This window comes from Streptomyces sp. NPDC005483, from assembly GCF_040606035.1.
In the GTDB taxonomy this organism is placed as follows: Bacteria; Actinomycetota; Actinomycetes; order Streptomycetales; family Streptomycetaceae; genus Streptomyces.
The window spans coordinates 1-19,373 of the sequence record NZ_JBEXEA010000074.1 but is presented as its reverse complement, the minus strand read 5'-3'; the positions used below and the strand labels follow the sequence as shown (position 1 = coordinate 19,373).

The 19,373-nt window shown below is 70.7% G+C and carries 16 protein-coding genes, 1 tRNA gene and 1 pseudogene; 13 read left to right on the top strand and 5 right to left on the bottom strand.

Going from position 1 to position 19,373, the window contains the following annotated elements:
- Positions 1-348: CoA transferase (locus ABZT06_RS49125; protein ID WP_355756118.1), on the top strand; the 348-nt coding region annotated here is incomplete at its 5' end.
- Positions 349-377: 29 nt separating this feature from the next.
- Positions 378-899, top strand: coding sequence for a carbonic anhydrase (locus ABZT06_RS49120; RefSeq protein WP_355756116.1), 522 nt, complete (start codon positions 378-380; stop codon positions 897-899).
- Between the two features lie 40 nt (positions 900-939).
- Here ABZT06_RS49120 and ABZT06_RS49115 read toward each other — a convergent pair whose 3' ends face one another.
- A complete protein-coding gene (locus tag ABZT06_RS49115) occupies positions 940-1,632 on the bottom strand; it encodes a GntR family transcriptional regulator (protein ID WP_355756114.1) in 693 nt (230 codons plus the stop codon).
- Between the two features lie 202 nt (positions 1,633-1,834).
- On the opposite strand from ABZT06_RS49115, the gene ABZT06_RS49110 reads away from it, so the two are divergent.
- Positions 1,835-2,677, top strand: coding sequence for an acyl-CoA dehydrogenase family protein (locus tag ABZT06_RS49110; protein WP_355756112.1), 843 nt, complete (start codon positions 1,835-1,837; stop codon positions 2,675-2,677).
- 18 nt (positions 2,678-2,695) lie between these two features.
- Here the strand turns inward: ABZT06_RS49110 and ABZT06_RS49105 are convergent, their stop codons facing one another.
- Positions 2,696-3,385: a GntR family transcriptional regulator gene (locus ABZT06_RS49105; RefSeq protein WP_355756110.1), complete on the bottom strand. Its 690-nt coding sequence runs from the start codon at positions 3,383-3,385 to the stop codon at positions 2,696-2,698.
- Between the two features lie 280 nt (positions 3,386-3,665).
- Between ABZT06_RS49105 and ABZT06_RS49100 the strand changes: the two genes are divergently transcribed.
- From ABZT06_RS49100 to ABZT06_RS49080, 5 genes are all read left to right on the top strand, one after another.
- Positions 3,666-4,145: an NAD(P)H-dependent oxidoreductase subunit E gene (locus tag ABZT06_RS49100; RefSeq protein WP_355756108.1), complete on the top strand. Its 480-nt coding sequence runs from the start codon at positions 3,666-3,668 to the stop codon at positions 4,143-4,145.
- Entirely contained in the window at positions 4,142-5,755 is a 1,614-nt protein-coding gene (locus ABZT06_RS49095; protein ID WP_355756105.1) for an NADH-quinone oxidoreductase subunit NuoF, read from the top strand. Before ABZT06_RS49100 ends, ABZT06_RS49095 begins: the two co-directional genes overlap by 4 nt.
- Complete coding sequence (fdhF, locus tag ABZT06_RS49090) at positions 5,752-8,568, top strand: formate dehydrogenase subunit alpha (protein WP_355756103.1); 2,817 nt, start codon at positions 5,752-5,754, stop codon at positions 8,566-8,568. The genes ABZT06_RS49095 and fdhF overlap by 4 nt, the downstream gene beginning before the upstream one ends.
- A 31-nt stretch (positions 8,569-8,599) precedes the next feature.
- Complete coding sequence (locus ABZT06_RS49085) at positions 8,600-8,782, top strand: formate dehydrogenase subunit delta (protein ID WP_355756101.1); 183 nt, start codon at positions 8,600-8,602, stop codon at positions 8,780-8,782.
- Between the two features lie 82 nt (positions 8,783-8,864).
- Positions 8,865-9,797, top strand: a complete 933-nt coding sequence (locus ABZT06_RS49080) for a LysR family transcriptional regulator (protein WP_355756098.1) — start codon at positions 8,865-8,867, stop codon at positions 9,795-9,797.
- Positions 9,798-10,085: 288 nt separating this feature from the next.
- On the opposite strand, the gene ABZT06_RS49075 is transcribed toward ABZT06_RS49080, so the two are convergent.
- Entirely contained in the window at positions 10,086-11,678 is a 1,593-nt protein-coding gene (locus tag ABZT06_RS49075; protein ID WP_355756096.1) for a FadD7 family fatty acid--CoA ligase, read from the bottom strand.
- A gap of 254 nt (positions 11,679-11,932) precedes the next feature.
- Between ABZT06_RS49075 and oxc the strand changes: the two genes are divergently transcribed.
- Positions 11,933-13,681, top strand: a complete 1,749-nt coding sequence (oxc, locus tag ABZT06_RS49070) for an oxalyl-CoA decarboxylase (RefSeq protein WP_355756094.1) — start codon at positions 11,933-11,935, stop codon at positions 13,679-13,681.
- Positions 13,682-13,719: 38 nt separating this feature from the next.
- Positions 13,720-14,976 (top strand): formyl-CoA transferase, encoded by a 1,257-nt coding sequence (gene frc / locus ABZT06_RS49065; protein WP_355756092.1) that lies wholly within the window; start codon positions 13,720-13,722, stop codon positions 14,974-14,976.
- Between the two features lie 60 nt (positions 14,977-15,036).
- Here frc and ABZT06_RS49060 read toward each other — a convergent pair whose 3' ends face one another.
- Positions 15,037-15,462, bottom strand: coding sequence for a PAS domain S-box protein (locus ABZT06_RS49060; RefSeq protein ID WP_355756090.1), 426 nt, complete (start codon positions 15,460-15,462; stop codon positions 15,037-15,039).
- A 160-nt stretch (positions 15,463-15,622) separates the two neighbouring features.
- On the opposite strand from ABZT06_RS49060, the gene ABZT06_RS49055 reads away from it, so the two are divergent.
- The 3 genes from ABZT06_RS49055 to fusA all read left to right on the top strand — a co-directional run bounded on the left by ABZT06_RS49055 (position 15,623) and on the right by fusA (position 19,271).
- A tRNA-Leu gene (locus ABZT06_RS49055) sits at positions 15,623-15,707 on the top strand.
- 109 nt (positions 15,708-15,816) lie between these two features.
- Positions 15,817-16,929, top strand: coding sequence for a serine hydrolase domain-containing protein (locus tag ABZT06_RS49050; protein WP_355756088.1), 1,113 nt, complete (start codon positions 15,817-15,819; stop codon positions 16,927-16,929).
- Positions 16,930-17,228: 299 nt separating this feature from the next.
- A complete protein-coding gene (gene fusA, locus ABZT06_RS49045; protein ID WP_355756085.1) occupies positions 17,229-19,271 on the top strand; it encodes an elongation factor G in 2,043 nt (680 codons plus the stop codon).
- A gap of 10 nt (positions 19,272-19,281) precedes the next feature.
- Here fusA and ABZT06_RS49040 read toward each other — a convergent pair.
- Positions 19,282-19,373: pseudogene (locus ABZT06_RS49040) on the bottom strand (GPP34 family phosphoprotein); the annotation flags it as partial.

Here is a 19,373-nt window from a genome sequence, read left to right as displayed (position 1 = left end):
CCGAAGCTGGCGAAGATGTTCCAGCTGATCGAGGAATGGACCGCGACCCTGCCCAAATGGCAGGTCCTGCAGCAGCTGAACGCGCACAACATTCCATGCGGGCCGATCCTGTCACCGAAAGAGATCATCGAGGACGCCTCACTCGCCGCCAACGACATGATCGTCGAGGTCGCGCATCCCGAACGCGGCACCTTCACCACCGTCGGCAACCCCCTCAAACTCTCCGACTCCCCCACCACCATCACCACCCCACCCCTCCTCGGCCAACACAACGAAGAGATCTACGTGCATGAACTCGGGCTTTCCCAGGCCGAGTTGCCGCAGCTCAAGGAGCAGGGCGTCATCTGACCGACTCGACCGGAGCGAGGTAGCCCCACATGTCGACTTCAGCACCCCGAACCGCGACGGTCACCGACCGGCTCGTGGAAGCCAACCGCGCCTACGCCGCCGGGTTCACCGACCCCGGCATGGGCGCCCGCCCCGTCCTGCGCGTCGCCGTCGTGGCGTGCATGGACGCCCGCCTCGACCTGCACGCCGCGCTCGGCCTGGAGCTCGGCGACTGCCACACCATCCGCAACGCCGGGGGTGTCGTCACGGACGACACCATCCGGTCCCTGACGATCAGCCAGCGGGCGCTCGGCACCCGCAGCGTGGCACTCATCCACCACACCGGCTGCGGTCTGCAGACCCTGACCGAGGACTTCCGGCACGAACTCGAGCTCGAGGTCGGTCAGCGCCCCGCCTGGGCGGTGGAGGCATTCCGGGACGTCGACCAGGACGTACGCCAGTCCATGCAGCGGGTGCGCACCTCGCCGTTCCTGCCGCACACGGACGATGTGCGCGGCTTCGTCTTCGACGTCACGACAGGGCTGCTGCGGGAGATCGCTCCGAACTCCTGAGCTGTCCAGGGCCGTTGGGGGAAAGGGTGGTGGGCCGGGGTCAGTCGCCCCGGCCGGCCACCGCGGCGATCTGCCGGCAGTAGAAGTCGGTGGTGTTGCGGGTGTGCCGACGCATGAGCTCCTCGGCGCGGTCGGGGGCGCCCTCGTCGATGGCCTCGATGATCCTCGCGTGCTCGTTCCAGACGTCCTTGCCGCGGGGCTTGGCGATGGGCATGTAGTACCAGCGCACCCGCCGGTCGACCTGGGGGATGAGTTCGGCGAGGACCGCGTTGCGGGACAGCAGCGTGATGTGGCCGTGGAGGGCGGCGTTCGCCTCCACGATGGCCCGGGCGTCCCCGTCCGCGAGGGCGGTCAGACCGCTCTGCTGGAGTTCCCACAGGCGGGCGACGTCGCGGGGAGTGGCGTGCTGGGCGGCGCCGCGCGCGGAATGGGTCTCCAGGAGGGCCCGCACGCTGAGGAGTTGGGCGCACTCCTGCGTGGTGGGGGAGTGGACGAAGGCCCCCTGCGACGGGCGCAGGTCGACCCAGCCGGCGGTCTGGAGCCGTTGCAGCGCCTCACGGATCGGCTGCCGGCTCACCCCGAGACTCTCGGCCAGCTCGGCCTCGACCAGGTGCTGGCCGGGGGTGAGCGAGCCATCGATGATCAGTTCGGTGAGGGCCTGATAGACCGCCTGGCGCAGCGGGGTGGGCTTACTGATCGGGCCGCGGACCGCCGCGGTGGGTGTGTCGGGCATGGGCCCTGTCTCCCTCGTTCGACTGGTGGGTCGAGCCGTCCGTCGATGGCCCTGTCTCGCACGGTGCCAGGTCTCGCACAGTGCCGAGGGCTCTCGGAAATGACCCGGCTGGACCTCTGGCGCGTTCACCTTCACATGCAGAATACTGTATGCAATCATCGTTCGGCAGTGGAACATCAGCCACGCCCGAGGGGGTCGCCCCGTGTCGTACCGCACCGCTCTCTCCGAAGTCCTGACCGGAGTCGTCGGACCCGTCGCCGAGGTGACGGCCGTCCAGGGCCGGTTCCCTCGCGGCGCCGTGACCGCCCTCGGGCGCGCGGGACTCCTGGGACTCACCGTCTCCACCGGGTTCGGCGGCGGGGGAAGGGGGTTGCCGGAAGCCGTCGACGTGGTCGCGCGGACCGCGCGCGTCTGCCCGGCGACGGCGGCGGTGCTCCAGTCCCACTACACGGCCGTCGCCGTCATCGAGGCATACGGCGGCTCCTGGCCGCGCGCCGAGATCGCCGCCGGACGCCACCTCGCCAGTCTCGCGCTCGCCGAGTCGGAGTCCGAGCCGGAGGCAGGAGGCGACGGGGCGGGAGTGGAGACCCAGCTCCTCGCACCGCGCTCCGTGGCCACCCGTTCCGGTGAAGTGGTGGCCCTGCGGGCCCGCAAACAGCGGGTCGTCGCGGCGGGGGAGGCCGACCTCTATGTCTGGTCCTCCCGGCCCCTCGCCGCCCCGGACGGGCTGACCCTCTGGGCGGTCCCGGCACACGCCCCGGACCTGTTCGTCCCCGCGCGGCCCGGCGCCACCGGACCCCGTGGCAGCGCGACGTCCACGGTGTTCGCCGACCCGGTGCGGGTGCCCGCGGAGGCGATGCTCGGCACCGACGGCGGCGGACTCGACATCGTGCTGCGGACGGTCCTGCCCTGGCTGCTCGAACTGCGGGCCGCCGCCGAGACCCGCCACCCACCGGCGCTCGACCCGGCGCAGGACCCGGCGTTCGACCCGGCCGTCGACGTCGGGAGCGCCCGCCGTCCCGCCGGCTCCCTCGCCGCGTCCTGAACCGTGCCCGGAGAGACGTCAGTCCTGGTTCGCCTTGGCCGCGATCTGCCGGCGGTAGAAGTCGGTCGTACGTTCGGTGTGCTTGCGCATGAGCTCGCCCGCCTGGTCCACATCGCCCTTGGCGATGGCCCGGATGAGCTGGGTGTGCTCGTTCCAGGCCTCCTTGCCACGGGGTTTGGCGATGGGCGTGTAGTACCAGCGGACCTTCTGGCCCACCTGGGCGATCAGTTCGGCCAGTACGGCGTTGTCGGCGACGGCGGTGATGAAGTCGTGCAGCGCGGTGTTGGCGGAGACCAGCCGCTCGACGTCGCCCTCGGCGAGAGCGGCGATACCTTCCAGCTGGAGCTCGTCGAGATGTGCGATGTCCTCGGGCTTCGCGTTCTTGGCGGCGAGCTGGGCCGAATAGGTCTCCAGGACCGCCCGGACGCCCAGGAGCTGGGCGGCCTCCTCCTCGGTGGGGGAGTGGACGAACGCCCCCTGGGCGGGCCGCAGATCCACCCAGCCGGCGGTCTGGAGCCGCTGGAGGGCCTCGCGCACCGGCTGGCGGCTGACCCCGAGGTGCTCGGCGAGTTCGGCCTCGACCAGATGCTGGCCGGGCTTGAGGGAGCCGTTGACGATCAGCTCGGTCAGGGCGTCGTACACGGCCTGACGCAGCGGTGCCGGGCGGGTGACGCGCCGGGAGGCTGCGGCCGTGAGTGCCTCGCGCATGGTTGTCCCGTTCTGCCGCCGGTGTCGCGGGGGCGGCGGCTTGCCAAGAGGGGCCTGTCCGGAGGGTTGCCGAACGGCCGCGTCAGCATACAGGTTTTGGTATGCAACATGGCGTGGGTTGCCGTCGGTCCGGCCCCTGGACCGCCCCCATCCGATGTCGTCGTCGAGTGCCCCCGCCCTTCCTTGCGGGGGGGTTGTGTATACAGAAGCCTGTATGGAGTATTGTCTCAGTCTCCTGCATCCCTCGCCGGGGACCCGCGTGACGGAAGGCGAAGCGATCATGACGACCAGCGGGAGTGACGTGACGGTCGAGAGCGTGGTCCGGGGGGTGGTGGCCCGCCACCGGGGCGAGCGCGGTGCGCTGCTGCCCGTACTGCACGCCGTCCAGGCCGAGTTGGGCCATGTACCGCAGGAGGCCGTACCGGTGCTCGCCGAGGAGTTCAACCTCTCCCGGGCGGACGTCCACGGAGTGGTGACCTTCTACCACGACTTCCGCCGCGAGCCCGCGGGCCGCACCACCGTGCGCATCTGCCGCGCCGAGGCATGCCAGGCCCTGGGCGCCGACCGATTGGTGAGCTACGCGCGCCAGTCCGGACTGCCCATGGGGGAGACGACGGCGGACGGCTCGGTCACCGTCGAGCAGGTCTTCTGCCTCGGCAACTGCGCGCTCGGGCCCTCCGTCGAGGCGAACGGACGGCTGTACGGACGAGTTGGCCCCGCCAAGCTGGGCTCGATCCTCGACGGGACGGTCTCCTCATGAACAGCCCCTCGCACTCCACGGCCACCGTCTACGTCCCCCGCGACTCCGCGGCCAGGTCCGTCGGCGCGGACGAGGTCGCGCAGGCCCTTCAACACGCCGCCGACCGCGGGGACTTCGCCATCGACGTCGTACGCAACGGATCGCGCGGCATGCTGTGGCTGGAGCCCCTGGTGGAGGTGGTGACCCCCGAAGGACGGGTCGGCTACGGCCCGGTGGCCCCCGAGGACATCGACGCACTCCTCGCCGCCGGGATGCTGGACGGCGCGGACCACCCGCTGCGGCTCGGCATCGTCGACGAACTGCCCTGGCTGGCGAACCAGAACCGCGTCACCTTCGCCCGAGTCGGCGTGACCGACCCCCTGTCCGCCGAGGACTACGAGGCGCACGGCGGCCTCGCGGGACTGCGTGCCGCCCTGGAACTCGCCCCCGCGGACGTGGTCGCCGAGGTCACCGCGTCCGGACTGCGCGGCCGCGGCGGCGCCGGATTCCCGGCCGGCATCAAGTGGAAGACCGTCCTCGAGTGCGTCGACGAGCTGAAGTTCGTCTGCTGCAACGCAGACGAGGGCGACAGCGGGACCTTCGCCGACCGCATGGTCATGGAGGGCGACCCCTTCATGCTCATCGAGGGCATGACGATCGCCGCGCACGCGGTCGGAGCGAGCGAGGGCTACCTGTACATCCGCTCGGAATACCCGGACGCGGTGGCCACGATGCGCCGGGCGATCGGGATCGCGCGCGAGCACGGCTGGCTCGGCAGGAACATCCTCGGCTCCGCACTCGACTTCGACCTGCACGTCCGCGTCGGCGCCGGCGCGTACATCTGCGGCGAGGAGACCTCCATGCTGGAGAGCCTGGAGGGCAAGCGCGGCATGGTCCGCGCGAAACCGCCGATCCCGGCGATCGAGGGGCTGTTCGGCAGACCGACCGTGGTGAACAACGTCCTCACCCTCGCCACCGTGCCCGTCGTCCTGGCCGAGGGAGCGCAGGCCTACGAGGCTCTCGGCGTCGAACGCTCCCGCGGCACGCAGGTGTTCCAGCTCGGCGGCAACATCGCGCGCGGCGGCATCGTGGAGACCGCCTTCGGTATCACCCTGCGCGAACTCATCGAGGAGTACGGCGGCGGCACTTACTCCGGACGCCCGGTGCGCACCGCGCAGGTCGGCGGCCCGCTGGGGGCGTATCTGCCGGAGTCGATGTTCGACCTGCCCATGGACTACGAGGCGTTCGCGGCCGCCGGAGCGATGGTCGGCCACGGTGGCGTGGTCGTCTTCGACGACAGCGTAGACATGGCCGCGCAGGCCCGCTTCGCGATGGAGTTCTGCGCCGAGGAGTCCTGCGGCAAGTGCACACCGTGCCGGGTCGGGGCGGTGCGCGGGGTCGAGGTGATCGACAAGATCGTCGCCGGCACCCACCGGGACGAGAACCTCGCCCTGCTCGAAGACCTCTGCGACCTGATGACCGAGGGCTCGCTGTGCGCGATGGGCGGCCTGACCCCGCTGCCCGTCCGCAGCGCCCTCACCCACTTCCCCGACGACTTCCTCGGCGGCCGTCGACTCCTGGACATCCACCCCGTACCGGCGACTGGCCCGAAGACGGAGGGCACGGCATGACACTCCTCAAGGAACCCGACTTCGGAACCCCCGAGCGGCCAGGACCGGCGACCGTGTCCGTGGAGGTGGACGGTGTCCCGGTGACCGTCCCCGAGGGCACCTCGGTGATGCGCGCCGCCGCGCAGGCCGGCCTCGACATACCCAGACTCTGCGCCACCGACAGCCTGGAGGCGTTCGGCTCCTGCCGGCTGTGCGTGGTGGAGATCGACGGCCGGCGTGGCACCCCGGCCTCCTGCACCACCCCGTGCGCCGACGGCATGAAGGTCAGCACCCAGACACCCAAGGTGGAGAAACTCCGCCAGGGCGTCATGGAGCTCTACATCTCCGACCACCCCCTGGACTGCCTCACCTGCCCGGCCAACGGCGACTGCGAACTCCAGGACATGGCAGGCGTGGTGGGCCTGAGGCAGGTCCGTTACGGCTACGAGGGCGAGAACCATCTCGACGCAGAGAAGGACACCTCCAACCCCTACTTCGACTTCGACCCGTCCAAGTGCATCGCCTGCTCCCGCTGCGTCCGGGCCTGCGGCGAGGTCCAGGGCACGTTCGCGCTCACCATCGAGGGGCGCGGCTTCGACTCCAAGGTCTCGGCGGGGGCGGGCGAGTCCTTCATGAACTCCGAGTGCGTCTCCTGCGGGGCCTGCGTCCAGGCCTGCCCGACGTCCACGCTCCAGGAACGCTCGGTCGTCGAACTCGGCATGCCCACCAGGTCGGTGGTGACCACCTGCGCCTACTGCGGGGTCGGCTGCTCCTTCAAGGCCGAACTGCGCGGCGACGAACTCGTGCGCATGGTGCCGTACAAGGACGGCGGGGCCAACGAGGGCCACTCCTGCGTGAAGGGCCGCTTCGCCTTCGGCTACGCCACCCACCCCGACCGCATGCTCAAACCCATGGTCCGCGACCGGATCACCGACCCCTGGCGCGAGGTCGGGTGGGACGAGGCGATCGGCACGGTCGCCCGCCGCATGCGCGAGATCCAGGACCGGCACGGTGCCGGCGCGATCGGCGCCATCACCTCCTCGCGCTGCACCAACGAAGAGGTCTACGTCGTACAGAAGATGGTCCGCGCGGCCTTCGGCAACAACAACGTCGACACCTGCGCCCGGGTCTGCCACTCCCCGACGGGATACGGCCTCAAGCAGACCTTCGGCGAGTCGGCCGGCACCCAGGACTTCCGCTCGGTGGCCGAGGCCGACGTCATCATGGTGATCGGCGCCAACCCCACCGACGGACACCCGGTGTTCGCCTCCCGGATGAAGCGACGGCTGCGTGAGGGCGCCCAGCTGATCGTCGTGGACCCGCGCCGTATCGACCTCGTCCGCTCCCCGCACATCGAGGCCCGGCACCACCTCCAGCTCAGGCCCAGCACCAACGTGGCCGTCGTCAACGCCATGGCCCACGTCGTCGTCACCGAGGGCCTCACCGACAGGGATTTCGTGGCCGCTCGCTGCGAAGGCTTCGACGAGTGGGCCGAGTTCATCGCCCGCCCGGAAAACAGCCCGGAGGCCGTCGAGGAGATCACCGGCGTCCCGGCCGCCGAACTCCGGGCCGCCGCAAGGCTGTACGCCGAGGCACCCAACGGCGCCATCTACTACGGCCTCGGTGTCACCGAGCACAGCCAGGGCTCGACCATGGTCATGGGAATGGCCAACCTCGCCATGGCGTGCGGCAACATCGGCCGCGACGGCGTCGGCGTGAACCCGCTGCGCGGCCAGAACAACGTCCAGGGCTCCTGCGACATGGGCTCCTTCCCGCACGAACTGCCCGGCTACCGGCACGTCTCCGACGACGCGGTCCGTACCGTCTTCGAGAACCTGTGGGGCGGAACCCTCCTCGCCGAACCGGGACTTCGCATCCCCAACATGTTCGACGCGGCCGTCGACGGCACGTTCCGCGGCCTGTTCGTCCACGGTGAGGACATCGCCCAGTCGGACCCCAACCTCAAGCACGTCACGGCAGCCCTCGAAGCCATGGAACTGGTCGTCGTCCAGGACCTGTTCCTCAACGAGACGGCCAAGTTCGCCCACGTCTTCCTGCCCGGCGCGTCCTTCCTGGAGAAGGACGGCACTTTCACCAACGCCGAACGCCGCATCAACCGGGTGCGCGCGGTGATGAAGCCGAAGACGGGCAAGCACGAGTGGCAGATCGTCAGCGAGATCGCCACCGCCATGGGCTACCCGATGGTGTACGACCATCCCGGCCAGATCATGGACGAGATCGCCTCGGTCACCCCGACCTTCACCGGGGTCTCCTTCGACCTCATCGACAAGCTGGGCAGCGTCCAGTGGCCGTGCAACGAGGACGCACCCGAGGGCACGCCCGTCATGCACGTGGACGAATTCGTGCGCGGCAAGGGCAAGTTCGTGGTCACCTCCTACGTGCCGACCACCGAACGCAGCACCCGGCGCTTCCCGCTGGTCCTCACCACGGGCCGCATCCTCAGCCAGTACAACGTCGGCGCCCAGACCCGCCGTACCGGCAACGTCGCCTGGCACCCCGAGGACGTACTGGAGCTGCACCCGCACGACGCCGAGGTCCGCGGCATCAACCACGGCGACCGGGTCACCCTGGCCAGCCGCGTCGGGCAGACCACCCTGCGCGCGGAGATCTCCGACCGCATGCCGACCGGGGTCGTGTACACCACGTTCCACCACCCCGTCACCGGCGCCAACGTGGTGACCACGGAGAACTCCGACTGGGCGACCAACTGCCCCGAATACAAGGTGACCGCCGTACAGGTCGCGCTCGCCCGCCCGGACCGGTCGAGTGAGGCCGAGACCGCCGGGAACGATCTCGTGAAAGTGGTGGACTGAGATGACAGCGACCGTGCCGTCGGAGTGCAGGATGGCCAACGACATCGCCAGGAACCTCGGCCATCTGCCGGGGGAGGAGGCCGCCGAGGCCATCGCGGGGCACATCGGCAGGTTCTGGGATCCGCGGATGCGCACTCGCCTCCACGAGTTCGTCGACGCCGGCGCGGAGGGGCTGGACCCGCTGGTGGTGGCCGCGGTGAAGTTCCTGCGCTGAGCTGTTCCGTCTCCTCCCTGTACATCACCCCACACTGCATACAGTATGGAACCGGTGATCCCAGGGCAGGGAGGAGTCGTTCATGCTGTTCCGGCAGCTCGAATACTTCGTGGCGGTGGCGAGGGAACGGCACTTCGCCCGGGCGGCGGAAGCCTGCTACGTCTCCCAGCCCGCGCTCTCGGCGGCGATCGCCAAGCTGGAGCGCGAGCTGAACGTCACGCTGATCAACCGCGGCCACAACTACCAGGGCCTCACCCCCGAGGGCGAGCGGCTCGTCGTATGGGCCAAGCGGATCCTCGCCGAACAGGACGCCTTCAAGGCCGAGGTGGCCGCCGTGCAGTCCGGCATCACCGGCACCCTGCGCCTCGGCACCGACCCCACCGCGTCCACGACCCTCGCCCTTCCCGTGGCCGCCTTCTGCGCGGCGCACCCCCTGGCCAAGGTCCAGGTCCGCTCCCGGCTGTCGACGAAGGAACTCCACCGGCAGTTGCGCGACTACGAACTCGACGTGGCGATCGCCCACTTCGACCCGGACGACCAGGAGGGCCTCCAGGTTGTCCCGCTCTACCAGGAGAGATACATGCTGCTGGTCTCCGACGAGCACCTGGTGGCCCAGTCCGCCACCGTGTCCTGGGCGGACGCGGCCCAGTTGCCGCTCGCGCTGCTGACGCCCGACATGCGGATCCGCCAGATCGTCGACACCGTGTTCGCGGAGAAGGGGTACGTGGTCACCCCGCAGGTCGAGACGGACTCGATCGCCTCTCTCTACGCGCACGTGGGCGGCGGCGGCTGGGCGAGCATCGTGCCGCACACCTGGCTGCGGGCCATGCCGGTGGTCGGCCGGACCCGAGCGCTGCCGCTGGTCGACCCCGAGGCCGGCGCCCAGGTCTCGGTGGCCATCCACGCGGCGACCCCCGGCTCGGTCGCCGCCCGGGCCTTCGTCAACGCGGCGACGGGCCTGTCCCTGGACGACTTCTTCGCCCGCCCCCTGCCACCCGAGCACCGGGTGCGTTGAGCTCCGCCGGGGCGCGGGCGGCGGGCCGGGGCTGCTCTCTCCGGTCCGGTTGTCGGCAGTGCGGCGCCGGGCTCCGTCCGGGACGAGTTCCGTGCCCGGACGCGCCCTCCCGAGCACGGCGGGCGCTGCCCGACCGCCTCGTCGGGTGCTGAGGCCAGGACTGCTCTGTCGGGGCGCTGCCCCTGGCAGACTGCTCCCTGGCGGGCACGATGGGGGCTGCCCGTGCATGCCCTGCCGGGGCTCCGCGCCCAAGCCTGCCCCGTCGGGCGCTGCCTCCGACAACCCGTGTCAGGGTGCGTACCGCGCCCGTACCGCCTTCCTGTCCAGTCCCCCCTTCGCGGTGTACGGCAGCGCGGTGACCAGTTCGAGCCGGTCCGGTACCTCGTACGCGGCCAGCCGGTCACGGCAGTACCGCAGGATCTCCTCGCGCCCGACGCCGTCCGCCTCGCGCACCACCACGGCGGCACCGACCCGCTGCCCGTACACCACGTCCGGCACCGCGAACACGGCCGCGTCCGAGACCCCCGGGCACCCGGCGAGGATGTCCTCGACATGCTCGGGTGAGATCTTCTCCCCGCCCCGGTTGATGAGGTTCTTGATCCGTCCGGTCAGCGACAGGTACCCGTCCTCGTCCAGCACGCCCAGATCCCCGGTGCGCAGCCAGCCGTCGACGAAGGTCCGCGCCGACGCCTCACCGTCGGCCAGATAGCCACGGGCGACGGTCGGCCCCTGCACGCACACCTCGCCCTCCGCGCCCGCCGGACACGCACGCCCGTCGCGGTCCACGACCCGCACCTCGACCCCGGTGGGCCGGCCGACCGACCCCTGCCGGAGCGCTCCCCGCTGCGGCAGTGGTTCGCTGGTCGCCTGGTGAGAGGACTCCGTCATCCCGTACGCGGTCAGCAGCGGCGCACCGAACGTGCGCTCCAGCGCCCGCTGGGTCGCTGTGTTGAGGGGCGCGCTGCAACTTCGTACGAACCTCAACGGCGGTGCCTGCGGCCCCGGATACTCCCGCTCCGACCGCTCCGACCGCTCCAGCAGGATCTCGTGGATGGCCGGGACCGCCGTGAACCATGTGGCGCCCACGGACCGCATGTCGTCCCAGAACGTGCCCGCCGAGAACCGCCCCCGCTCGGGCAGCAGCACGCAGCCCCCGCTCGCCAGGGAGGACAACAGCGCCGCGAACAGCCCGTGGCCGTGGAAGAACGGCATCACCGCGACCGTCGCGTCATCGGGGCCCAACTCGTAGGTGGCGCAGATGTTCCGCAGGGAGGCTGCCACATTGGCGTGGGTCAGCGGGACCATCTTCGCCCGGCCGGTGGTCCCGGCGGTGAACAGCACGAGCGCGTCCCGATCGGACAACTCACCGGCGGCACCTACACCTTGGGGTACATCGCATCCACGCGCTTCGAGAACGACCGTGGCCGTCCCCGCCCGCGAGACGTCCACGCGCAGCGGCCACGCGGGCACCGGGAGCGTCGTGCTGTCGGACACCGACGGACCGAGGAGGACGGCGCCTGCCCCCAACGCCACCAGCTTCGCGCGGAGTTGCCGCGAAGGCAGGGCGGGATCCAGCGGAGCCGCGACCAGCCCGGCCCGCGCCGCACCGAGCAGGCCGACAACGAACTCGGCCGTGTTGGCACAGATCAGACCGACCGCGTCACCACGCCTCAGTCCCGCGCCCGCGAGCCGGGCGGCCACGTCGCCGGCCAGGGTCGAGAGCGCCCGGTACGACAGCTGCACCCGCTCGCCGGTCACCACCAGGGCCCGGGCGTAAGGCCGTTCGCGCACCTGCCGGTCGAGGAGGTCGACGAGCCCCGTGACCTGCGGGGGCCGGTACCGGTTCGCGTCACGCACGGATGCCGCGGCCGGAACGGCCATGACCCCACCCCCTCGCACAGGTCCGATGAAACATCCTCTGCGAGCGTGCGGTGGCACCCGGTGGACGTCCAATACCCGCTGGCGAACGGCCGATAGCAGTTGTCTATCAAGGGAGTCGCCAGGCCGCTGACCAGGCCTCGATAGACACCGTTTATCGGCTGGTCGCCGATGGGTCTTGGACGCGGACCAGCGCGCTGCGGATGGTGAGAGCAGTAGCCGCTCCGGCAGGACCTGCCCAAGGAGGACCTCGGACCATGACCGCTCCCTCGACCCTGGAGACCGCGGCAGCAGCCGACGTTCCGACCGAGCTCACCGACGGGTACCACCTGGTCGTCGACGCGCTCAAGCTGAACGACGTCGACACCATCTACGGGGTGGTCGGCATCCCCATCACCGACCTGGCCCGGCTCGCCCAGGCGCAGGGCATCCGCTACATCGGCTTCCGGCACGAGAGCAACGCCGGACACGCGGCCGCCGTCGCCGGCTACCTCAACAAGAAGCCCGGCGTGGCCCTCACGGTCTCGGCCCCCGGCTTCCTCAACGGCCTGGTCGCCCTCGCGAACGCCACCACCAACTGCTTCCCGATGGTCCAGATCTCCGGCTCCAGCGAGCGCCACCTCGTCGACCTCAAGCAGGGCGACTACGAGGAGATGGACCAACTGGCCGCCGCGCAGCCGTTCGTGAAGGCCGCCTACCGGGTGAGCCGGGTGGAGGACATCGGCCGCGGCATCGCCCGCGCCCTGCGCACCGCGATCTCCGGGCGCCCCGGCGGTGTCTATCTCGACATTCCCGCCGCGGTGCTCGGCGCCATCATGCCCAAGGCGGAGGGCGACAGGACGCTGAGCCGGCTCGTCGACCCCGCCCCGCGTCAGCTCCCGGCGCCGGAAGCCGTGGACCGGGCCATCGAGCTCCTCGCCTCCGCCGAGCGCCCGCTGGTGGTGCTGGGCAAGGGGGCCGCGTACGCCCAAGCGGACGCGAAAGTACGGCAGTTCATCGAGTCGACCGGCATCCCCTACGTACCGATGTCGATGGCGAAGGGCCTGCTGCCCGACGACCACCCGCAGTCGGCCGCCACCGCCCGCTCCCTGGCCCTGAAGAAGGCCGACGTCGTGATGCTGATCGGCGCTCGCCTCAACTGGCTTCTCGGCCATGGCCGGACGGGGTGGAACCCGGAGGCCAAGTTCGTCCAGATCGACATCGACCCCAAGGAGATGGACAGCAATCAGCCCATCGCCGCGCCGCTCGTCGGTGACATCGAGTCGGTGCTCGACGCGCTCGCCGAACGCATCAAACCCGGCCAGATCACCGCCCCTTCGGCCTGGCGGGAGGAACTCGCGGCGCGCTCGGCGCAGAACGTCGCCAAGATGGCCAGGCGGCTGGAGGCCGACCCGCACCCCATGCAGTTCATGGGCGCCCTGAAGGCCGTACGCGACGTCGTCCGTCAGCACCCGGAGACGTACATCGTCAACGAGGGCGCCAACGCCCTGGACATCGCGCGCAACGTCATCGACATGCACGTACCGCGCCACCGCCTCGACAGCGGCACCTGGGGCGTCATGGGGATCGGTATGGGCTACGCGATCGCCGCCGCCGTCGAGAGCGGCGCCCCGGTCGTGGCCATCGAGGGCGACAGCGCCTTCGGGTTCAGCGGCATCGAGATCGAGACGATCTGCCGCTACCGGCTGCCCGTCGTCACCGTGATCATGAACAACGGCGGTGTCTACCGCGGCGACGACACCAACCCGTACGACGACGCGCCCGCGCCCACGACCCTCATGTCGGCGGCACGGCACGACCAGCTCATCGAGGCGTTCGGCGGCAAGGGCTACCGGGCCACCACACCTGCCGAGGTGACCGCCGCCCTCACCGAGGCCCTCGCCGCCGGCGGCCCCGCGCTCATCGACTGCGTGATCGACCCCTCGGCCGGCACCGAGAGCGGCCACATCTCGCACCTGAACCCCAAGGGCATCACCGTCGGCAACATCACGCCGGCCAAGAAGTGACCGTCCAGCCCACGTAACTTCACGAAAAGGAAGCACACATGAGTGAAAAGCCGCTCGCCGGAATCAAGGTGATCGACTTCACCGGGGTCCAGGCCGGTCCCGCCTGTACGCAGATGCTCGCCTGGTTCGGCGCCGACGTCCTGAAGGTGGAGCGCCCCAACGGGGGTGATGTGACGCGCCGTCAGCTCAGGGACATCGAGGACCTGGACGCGCTCTACTTCACGATGCTCAACAGCAACAAGCGCTCCCTGGCCATCAACACCAAGACCGCCGAGGGCAAGGAGGTCCTGGAGAAGCTCATCAAGGACGCCGACGTCCTGGTGGAGAACTTCGCCCCCGGCGCCCTGGACCGCATGGGCTTCACCTGGGAGCGCATCCAGGAGCTCAACCCGCGCCTGATCTTCGGCTCGGTGAAGGGCTTCAACGACCAGTCCTCCTGGAACGACCTCAAGGTCTACGAGAACGTCGCCCAGTGCGCGGGCGGCGCCGCCTCCACCACCGGCTTCTGGGACGGCCCGCCCACCATCTCGGGTGCCGCCATCGGCGACACCAACACCGGGATGCACCTGGCGATCGGCATCCTCACCGCGATCATCGACCGCGGCCGGACCGGCCGCGGCCAGAAGGTCTCCGTCTCCATGCAGGACGCCGTCCTCAACCTCTGCCGCGTCAAGCTGCGCGACCAGCAGCGCCTGGAGCGGGTCGGCTATCTGGAGGAGTACCCGCAGTACCCGAACGGCGAGTTCACCGACGTGGTGCCGCGCGGCGGCAACGCCGGTGGCGGCGGCCAGCCCGGCTGGGTGCTCAAGTGCAAGGGCTGGGAGGACGACCCGAACGCGTACATCTACTTCACCGTCCAGGAGCAGAACTGGAAGCGCACCGCCGAGGTGATCGGCCGCCCCGAGTGGGCCGAGGATCCGGAGTACGCCACCGCGCGCGCCCGCCAGTCGCACATCTTCGAGATCTTCGAGGAGATCGAGAAGTGGCTCGCGGACAAGACGAAGTACGAGGCGGTGAACATCCTGCGGGAGTGGGAGGTGCCCTGCGCCCCGGTGATGAGTATGAAGGAGATCGCCTACGACGAGGACCTGCGCAGGAGCGGCACGGTCGTCGAGGTCGAGCAGAAGGGCCGCGGCACGTATCTGACGGTCGGCAGCCCGGTGAAGTTCTCCTCCTTCAAGCCGGAGGTCGTCGGCGCCCCGCTGCTGGGCGAGCACAGCTCCGAGGTCCTGGTGGAGCTGGGCTACGACGAGGAGACCATCGGCCGGCTCAAGGAGAGCGGGGTCATCGTCTGAGTGACGCGCTGAAGGGGCCGTGACCTCGTCGGTCACGGCCCCTTCGGTGTGGTCCGGGGTTCAGACCGAAGCCTCGGCCCGGCGCCGCATCAGCTCCCGCTCCCGCTCGCGCCGCGCGGTGACGTCCCTGATGACCGCGCCGCAGTACGGGCTGCCGTCGGGGCCCGACAGCAGCACCACGCTGAACTCGATGGACAGCTTGCGGCCGTCCGCCGCCAGCGCGGGCACGTTCAGCAGATCCGCGTCCCCGTACTTGCTGGACCCCCGCTCCATGGCCGCGTCGAAGCCTTCCTGGTGCCGCTTGCGGTGCCTCTCGGGGATGATGACGTCCAGGCTCCGCCCCGCCACGTGGGCCGCCGTGAACCCGAAGATGCGCTCCGCACCCCGGTTCCAGTAGCGGATCAGCCCTTCCCTGTCGGTGATCACTATGCCGTCGGGTGCCTGGTCTGCCATGCCCAGCACCACCGCGGAATCCAGATCTGCCATGTCGCCTCCGAGCCGGGGCCATTTGGGTGACGACAGTATACAGAATACTGTTGTCACGGGCCCTGTGTGGACGGAAATGCAGGTGAAGGGCACTCCGAAAGCTTGGTATTGTTGTCCGTGTCGCCGCCGGGAAAACTCCCGGCAAGGCGGCAGACACCTGGTCCGGGTGGCGGAATGGCAGACGCGCTAGCTTGAGGTGCTAGTGCCCTTTAACGGGCGTGGGGGTTCAAGTCCCCCCTCGGACACACAGCACAGCTGAGACCCCACTTCCCGTGGGGTCTTTCGCGTTACGGCCCCCGGGGCGCCCCATAATTCGGTTGACCCCGCCCGCCCGCCGTGCGCTCAATATCCGACATGGCCGACATCCAGGGCGCGTACGACGAGCTGTTCTCCGCGGTTCCCAACAAGCTGGCGGAACTGCTGGACGAGGGGGACGTCGGCGGGTCCGTCGCCGTCCTCGTGGACGGTGAACCGGTGGTGGACGTCTGGGGCGGCTTCGCCGACGCCGACCGGACGGCCCTCTGGGAGCGGGACACCCTCACCAACGTCTTCTCCACGACCAAGACGATGACGGCTCTGTGCGCGCTGATCCTCGCCGACCGCGGTGAACTCGACCCGGATGCCCCGGTCGCCCGGTACTGGCCGGAGTTCGCCGCGGCGGGCAAGGAGAAGGTGCTGGTACGGCACCTGCTGTCGCACACCGCCGGTCTGCCCCACTGGGAGGGCCCGGTCGAGGAGCTCTACGACTGGCCGGCCGCCACCGCCAGGCTCGCCGCCCAGCCCCCGCTCTGGGAGCCCGGCACTGCGGCCGGCTACCACTCGCTCACCCAGGGCTTCCTGGTCGGCGAGGTCCTGCGCCGGATCACCGGCCGCACCGTCGGCGAGTTCCTGGCCCAGGAGGTGACCGGGCCCCTCGGGGCCGACTTCCACATCGGGCTCTCCGCCGAGCACGATCACCGCGTCGCCCTCACGGTGCCGCCCCCCGGCCGGGACGAGGACTACACCGCGGGCGCCGCCAACCCCGGGCCCGACGCGACACCCGCCACCGGGACCGCCCTGCGCGTCCGGGACGGCAACAGCGTGGCGTGGCGGCGCGCACAGATCCCCGCCGCCAGCGGCTTCGGCAACGCCCGTTCCGTCGCGCTCGTCCAGTCCGTGCTCGCGTGCGAAGGCACGGTCCGGGGCGTATGCCTGCTGTCGGCCGCCGGCGCCGCACGGGCCCGGGAGGAGCAGTTCGCCGGCGAGGACCGGGTGATCGGCATGACACAGCGGTACGGACTGGGCTACGGCCTCTTCGGGAGCACCTTCGGCTGGGGCGGCTGGGGCGGATCCCTCGTCATGATCGACCCCGACGCCCGCATGGTGGTGGCGTACGCGACCGACCAGATGCGCGAACCCGCCCAGGACACCCGCGGGTTGGACCTCGTCATGTCCGCGTACGACGGACTCCAGGGCCTGCCCCGCTGACCGCGAAAACCCCGTGCGCCGACCCGGCCGGCTCCCTACACTCGCCATGACCAGGGACAACGAGTGAGGGGAGTACGGCCATGTGCGTGCGCACAGCTGTCGCCGTTCCCCGGACGTCGTACGACGTGATCCTCGTGTCCTCGACCCTCCGGTGCCCGCTGCGCGGCCGGCACCGGATGCCCGTGACGTCGGTCTGACCGGTCGATCATCGCCGTAGCACGCACTTCTGACGTGCCGTCATGCCGTTGTACGGGCCATCGCGCCGCCCTGTCATCACCTCACCCGAAAGGCCTTGGGCCGTGCGCACCACCCACAACTCCAACCCGCTCGCCGTCGTCCGCAACCTCGGCATCCTCGCCCACGTCGACGCCGGCAAGACCACCGTCACCGAGCGGATCCTGTTCGCCACCGGAACCACCCACAAGCGCGGCGAGGTCCACGACGGCACCACCGTCACCGACTTCGACCCGCAGGAGCGGGACCGCGGGATCACCATCTTCGCGGCGGCCGTGAGCTGCGCGTGGGACGGACACCGCCTCAACCTGATCGACACCCCGGGGCACGTCGACTTCGCCGACGAGGTGGAGCGCTCGCTGCGGGTGCTCGACGGAGCGGTCGCGGTGTTCGACGCCGTCGCGGGCGTGGAGCCGCAGAGCGAGTCGGTGTGGCGGCAGGCGGACCGGCACGGGGTGCCGCGGATCGCGTTCGTCAACAAGCTGGACCGCGCGGGCGCCGACCTCGATGCCGCCGTCGAGTCGATCCGCCGGCGGCTGCATCCGGCGCCGCTGGTCGTGCAGTTGCCCATCGGCAGCGAGGACGGCTTCACCGGCGTGGTCGATCTGATCGGGATGCGTGCGCTGATCTGGGCGGACTCCGGTGAAGCGGCACAGGACGGACCGGTGCCCGCCGCTCTGCGCGAGGAGGCGCTCCGGCGTCGCCGGCTCCTGGAGGAAGCCGTCGCCGAACGCCACCCGGCCGCCCTGGAGGAGTTCTGCGACCGGGAGACCCTGGCGGCCGGCACCCTCACCGCCGCCCTGCGGGACCTCACCCGCAGCGGCGACGGAGTGGTCGTCCTGTGCGGCTCCGCGTATCGCAACCGCGGTATCGAGCCGTTGCTGGACGCCGTGGTGGCGTATCTGCCGTCGCCGCTCGACGTGCCCGCCGTACGCGGTGAGAACGGCGAGGAGAGGCACTGCGACCCGGCGGCGCCCTTCGCGGCCCTGGCGTTCAAGGTGAACGCCACTCCGACGGGACGGCTGACGTACGTACGTGTGTACTCGGGAACGATCGAGAAGGGAGCCACCGTGTGGGACGCGGGCGCAGGCCGCACCGAACGCATCGGACGGATCCTGCGCGTCCAGGCCGACCGGCACGCCCCGCTGGAACGGGCGGTCGCCGGTGACATCGTCGCCGTGGTCGGGCTGAAGTCGGCCCGCGCGGGCTCGACCCTGTGCGCGCCGGACGCCCCGCTCGTGCTCGAACCGCCCGGTGCGGCCGAGCCCGTGGTGTCCGTGGCCGTGGAGGCGGGGCGGTCCGTGGACACCGACCGGTTGGCCACGGCGCTCGCCCGGCTGACCGAGGAGGACCCCTCTCTCGTCGTCCGCACGGACGCCGAGACGGGCCAGACCCTGCTGTCTGGCATGGGCGAACTGCATCTGGAGGTCGCGGTGGAGAAGGTACGGCGTGAGCACGCTCTCGCGCTCAACGTCGGCCGCCCGAGGGTGAGTTATCGCGAGACGGTCGGGCGCGGGGTGTCCGGGCTGGTCCACCGGCACGTCAAACAGGACGGCGGGGCGGGGCAGTTCGCCCATGTCGTACTCGACGTCGAACCGGCCGAGGAGGGTTTCGAGTTCCGCTCGACGGTCGTCGGCGGGCGTGTCCCGCAAGAGTACGTCCGCGCGGTCGAGGCCGGCTGCCGGCACGCCCTGGCCGAGGGCCCCCTCGGCGGGCACCCGGTGACCGGGCTGCGCGTCACCCTCACCGACGGGGCGACCCATGTGAAGGACTCCTCGGAAACGGCGTTCCGTACGGCGGGCCGGTTCGGCCTCCGGGAGGCGCTGCGTGCCTGTGCGATGGTCCTCCTGGAACCGGTCGCCGAGGTCACGGTCACCGTGCCCGAGGAAGCCGTCGGCGCGGTGCTCGGCGACCTCGCCGCCCGCCGCGGCCGGGTCTCGGGCTCGGCCACGCGTGGCGGCTCGGCGACGGTCACGGCGACCGTGCCGCTGGCCGAACTCTTCGGCTATGCGACGAGGTTGCGCAGCCGCACCCAGGGCCGCGGCACGTTCACGGCCCGGCCGACGGGGTATGCGCCGGCTCCGGCCGAGGCGGCGGTCCGGCGGTAGTCGGTCTGCCGCCGCCCATGCCGCCCTGTGCGGCGATCATGGTCGTCGGCAGGTTTCGTACGGCCTTCTCCAGGCCGGGCGCGAGGGCGCCGAGGGTCCTCG

Excerpts from the sequence above, each read along its gene's own strand:
- ABZT06_RS49120 (WP_355756116.1), top strand. The coding sequence starts at position 378 with ATGTCGACTTCAGCACCCCGAACCGCGACGGTCACCGACCGGCTCGTG.
- ABZT06_RS49115 (WP_355756114.1), bottom strand. The coding sequence starts at position 1,632 with ATGCCCGACACACCCACCGCGGCGGTCCGCGGCCCGATCAGTAAGCCC.
- ABZT06_RS49105 (WP_355756110.1), bottom strand. The coding sequence starts at position 3,385 with ATGCGCGAGGCACTCACGGCCGCAGCCTCCCGGCGCGTCACCCGCCCG.
- ABZT06_RS49100 (WP_355756108.1), top strand. The coding sequence starts at position 3,666 with ATGACGACCAGCGGGAGTGACGTGACGGTCGAGAGCGTGGTCCGGGGG.
- ABZT06_RS49095 (WP_355756105.1), top strand. The coding sequence starts at position 4,142 with ATGAACAGCCCCTCGCACTCCACGGCCACCGTCTACGTCCCCCGCGAC.
- fdhF (WP_355756103.1), top strand. The coding sequence starts at position 5,752 with ATGACACTCCTCAAGGAACCCGACTTCGGAACCCCCGAGCGGCCAGGA.
- ABZT06_RS49085 (WP_355756101.1), top strand. The coding sequence starts at position 8,600 with ATGGCCAACGACATCGCCAGGAACCTCGGCCATCTGCCGGGGGAGGAG.
- ABZT06_RS49080 (WP_355756098.1), top strand. The coding sequence starts at position 8,865 with ATGCTGTTCCGGCAGCTCGAATACTTCGTGGCGGTGGCGAGGGAACGG.
- ABZT06_RS49075 (WP_355756096.1), bottom strand. The coding sequence starts at position 11,678 with ATGGCCGTTCCGGCCGCGGCATCCGTGCGTGACGCGAACCGGTACCGG.
- oxc (WP_355756094.1), top strand. The coding sequence starts at position 11,933 with ATGACCGCTCCCTCGACCCTGGAGACCGCGGCAGCAGCCGACGTTCCG.
- frc (WP_355756092.1), top strand. The coding sequence starts at position 13,720 with ATGAGTGAAAAGCCGCTCGCCGGAATCAAGGTGATCGACTTCACCGGG.
- ABZT06_RS49060 (WP_355756090.1), bottom strand. The coding sequence starts at position 15,462 with ATGGCAGATCTGGATTCCGCGGTGGTGCTGGGCATGGCAGACCAGGCA.
- ABZT06_RS49050 (WP_355756088.1), top strand. The coding sequence starts at position 15,817 with ATGGCCGACATCCAGGGCGCGTACGACGAGCTGTTCTCCGCGGTTCCC.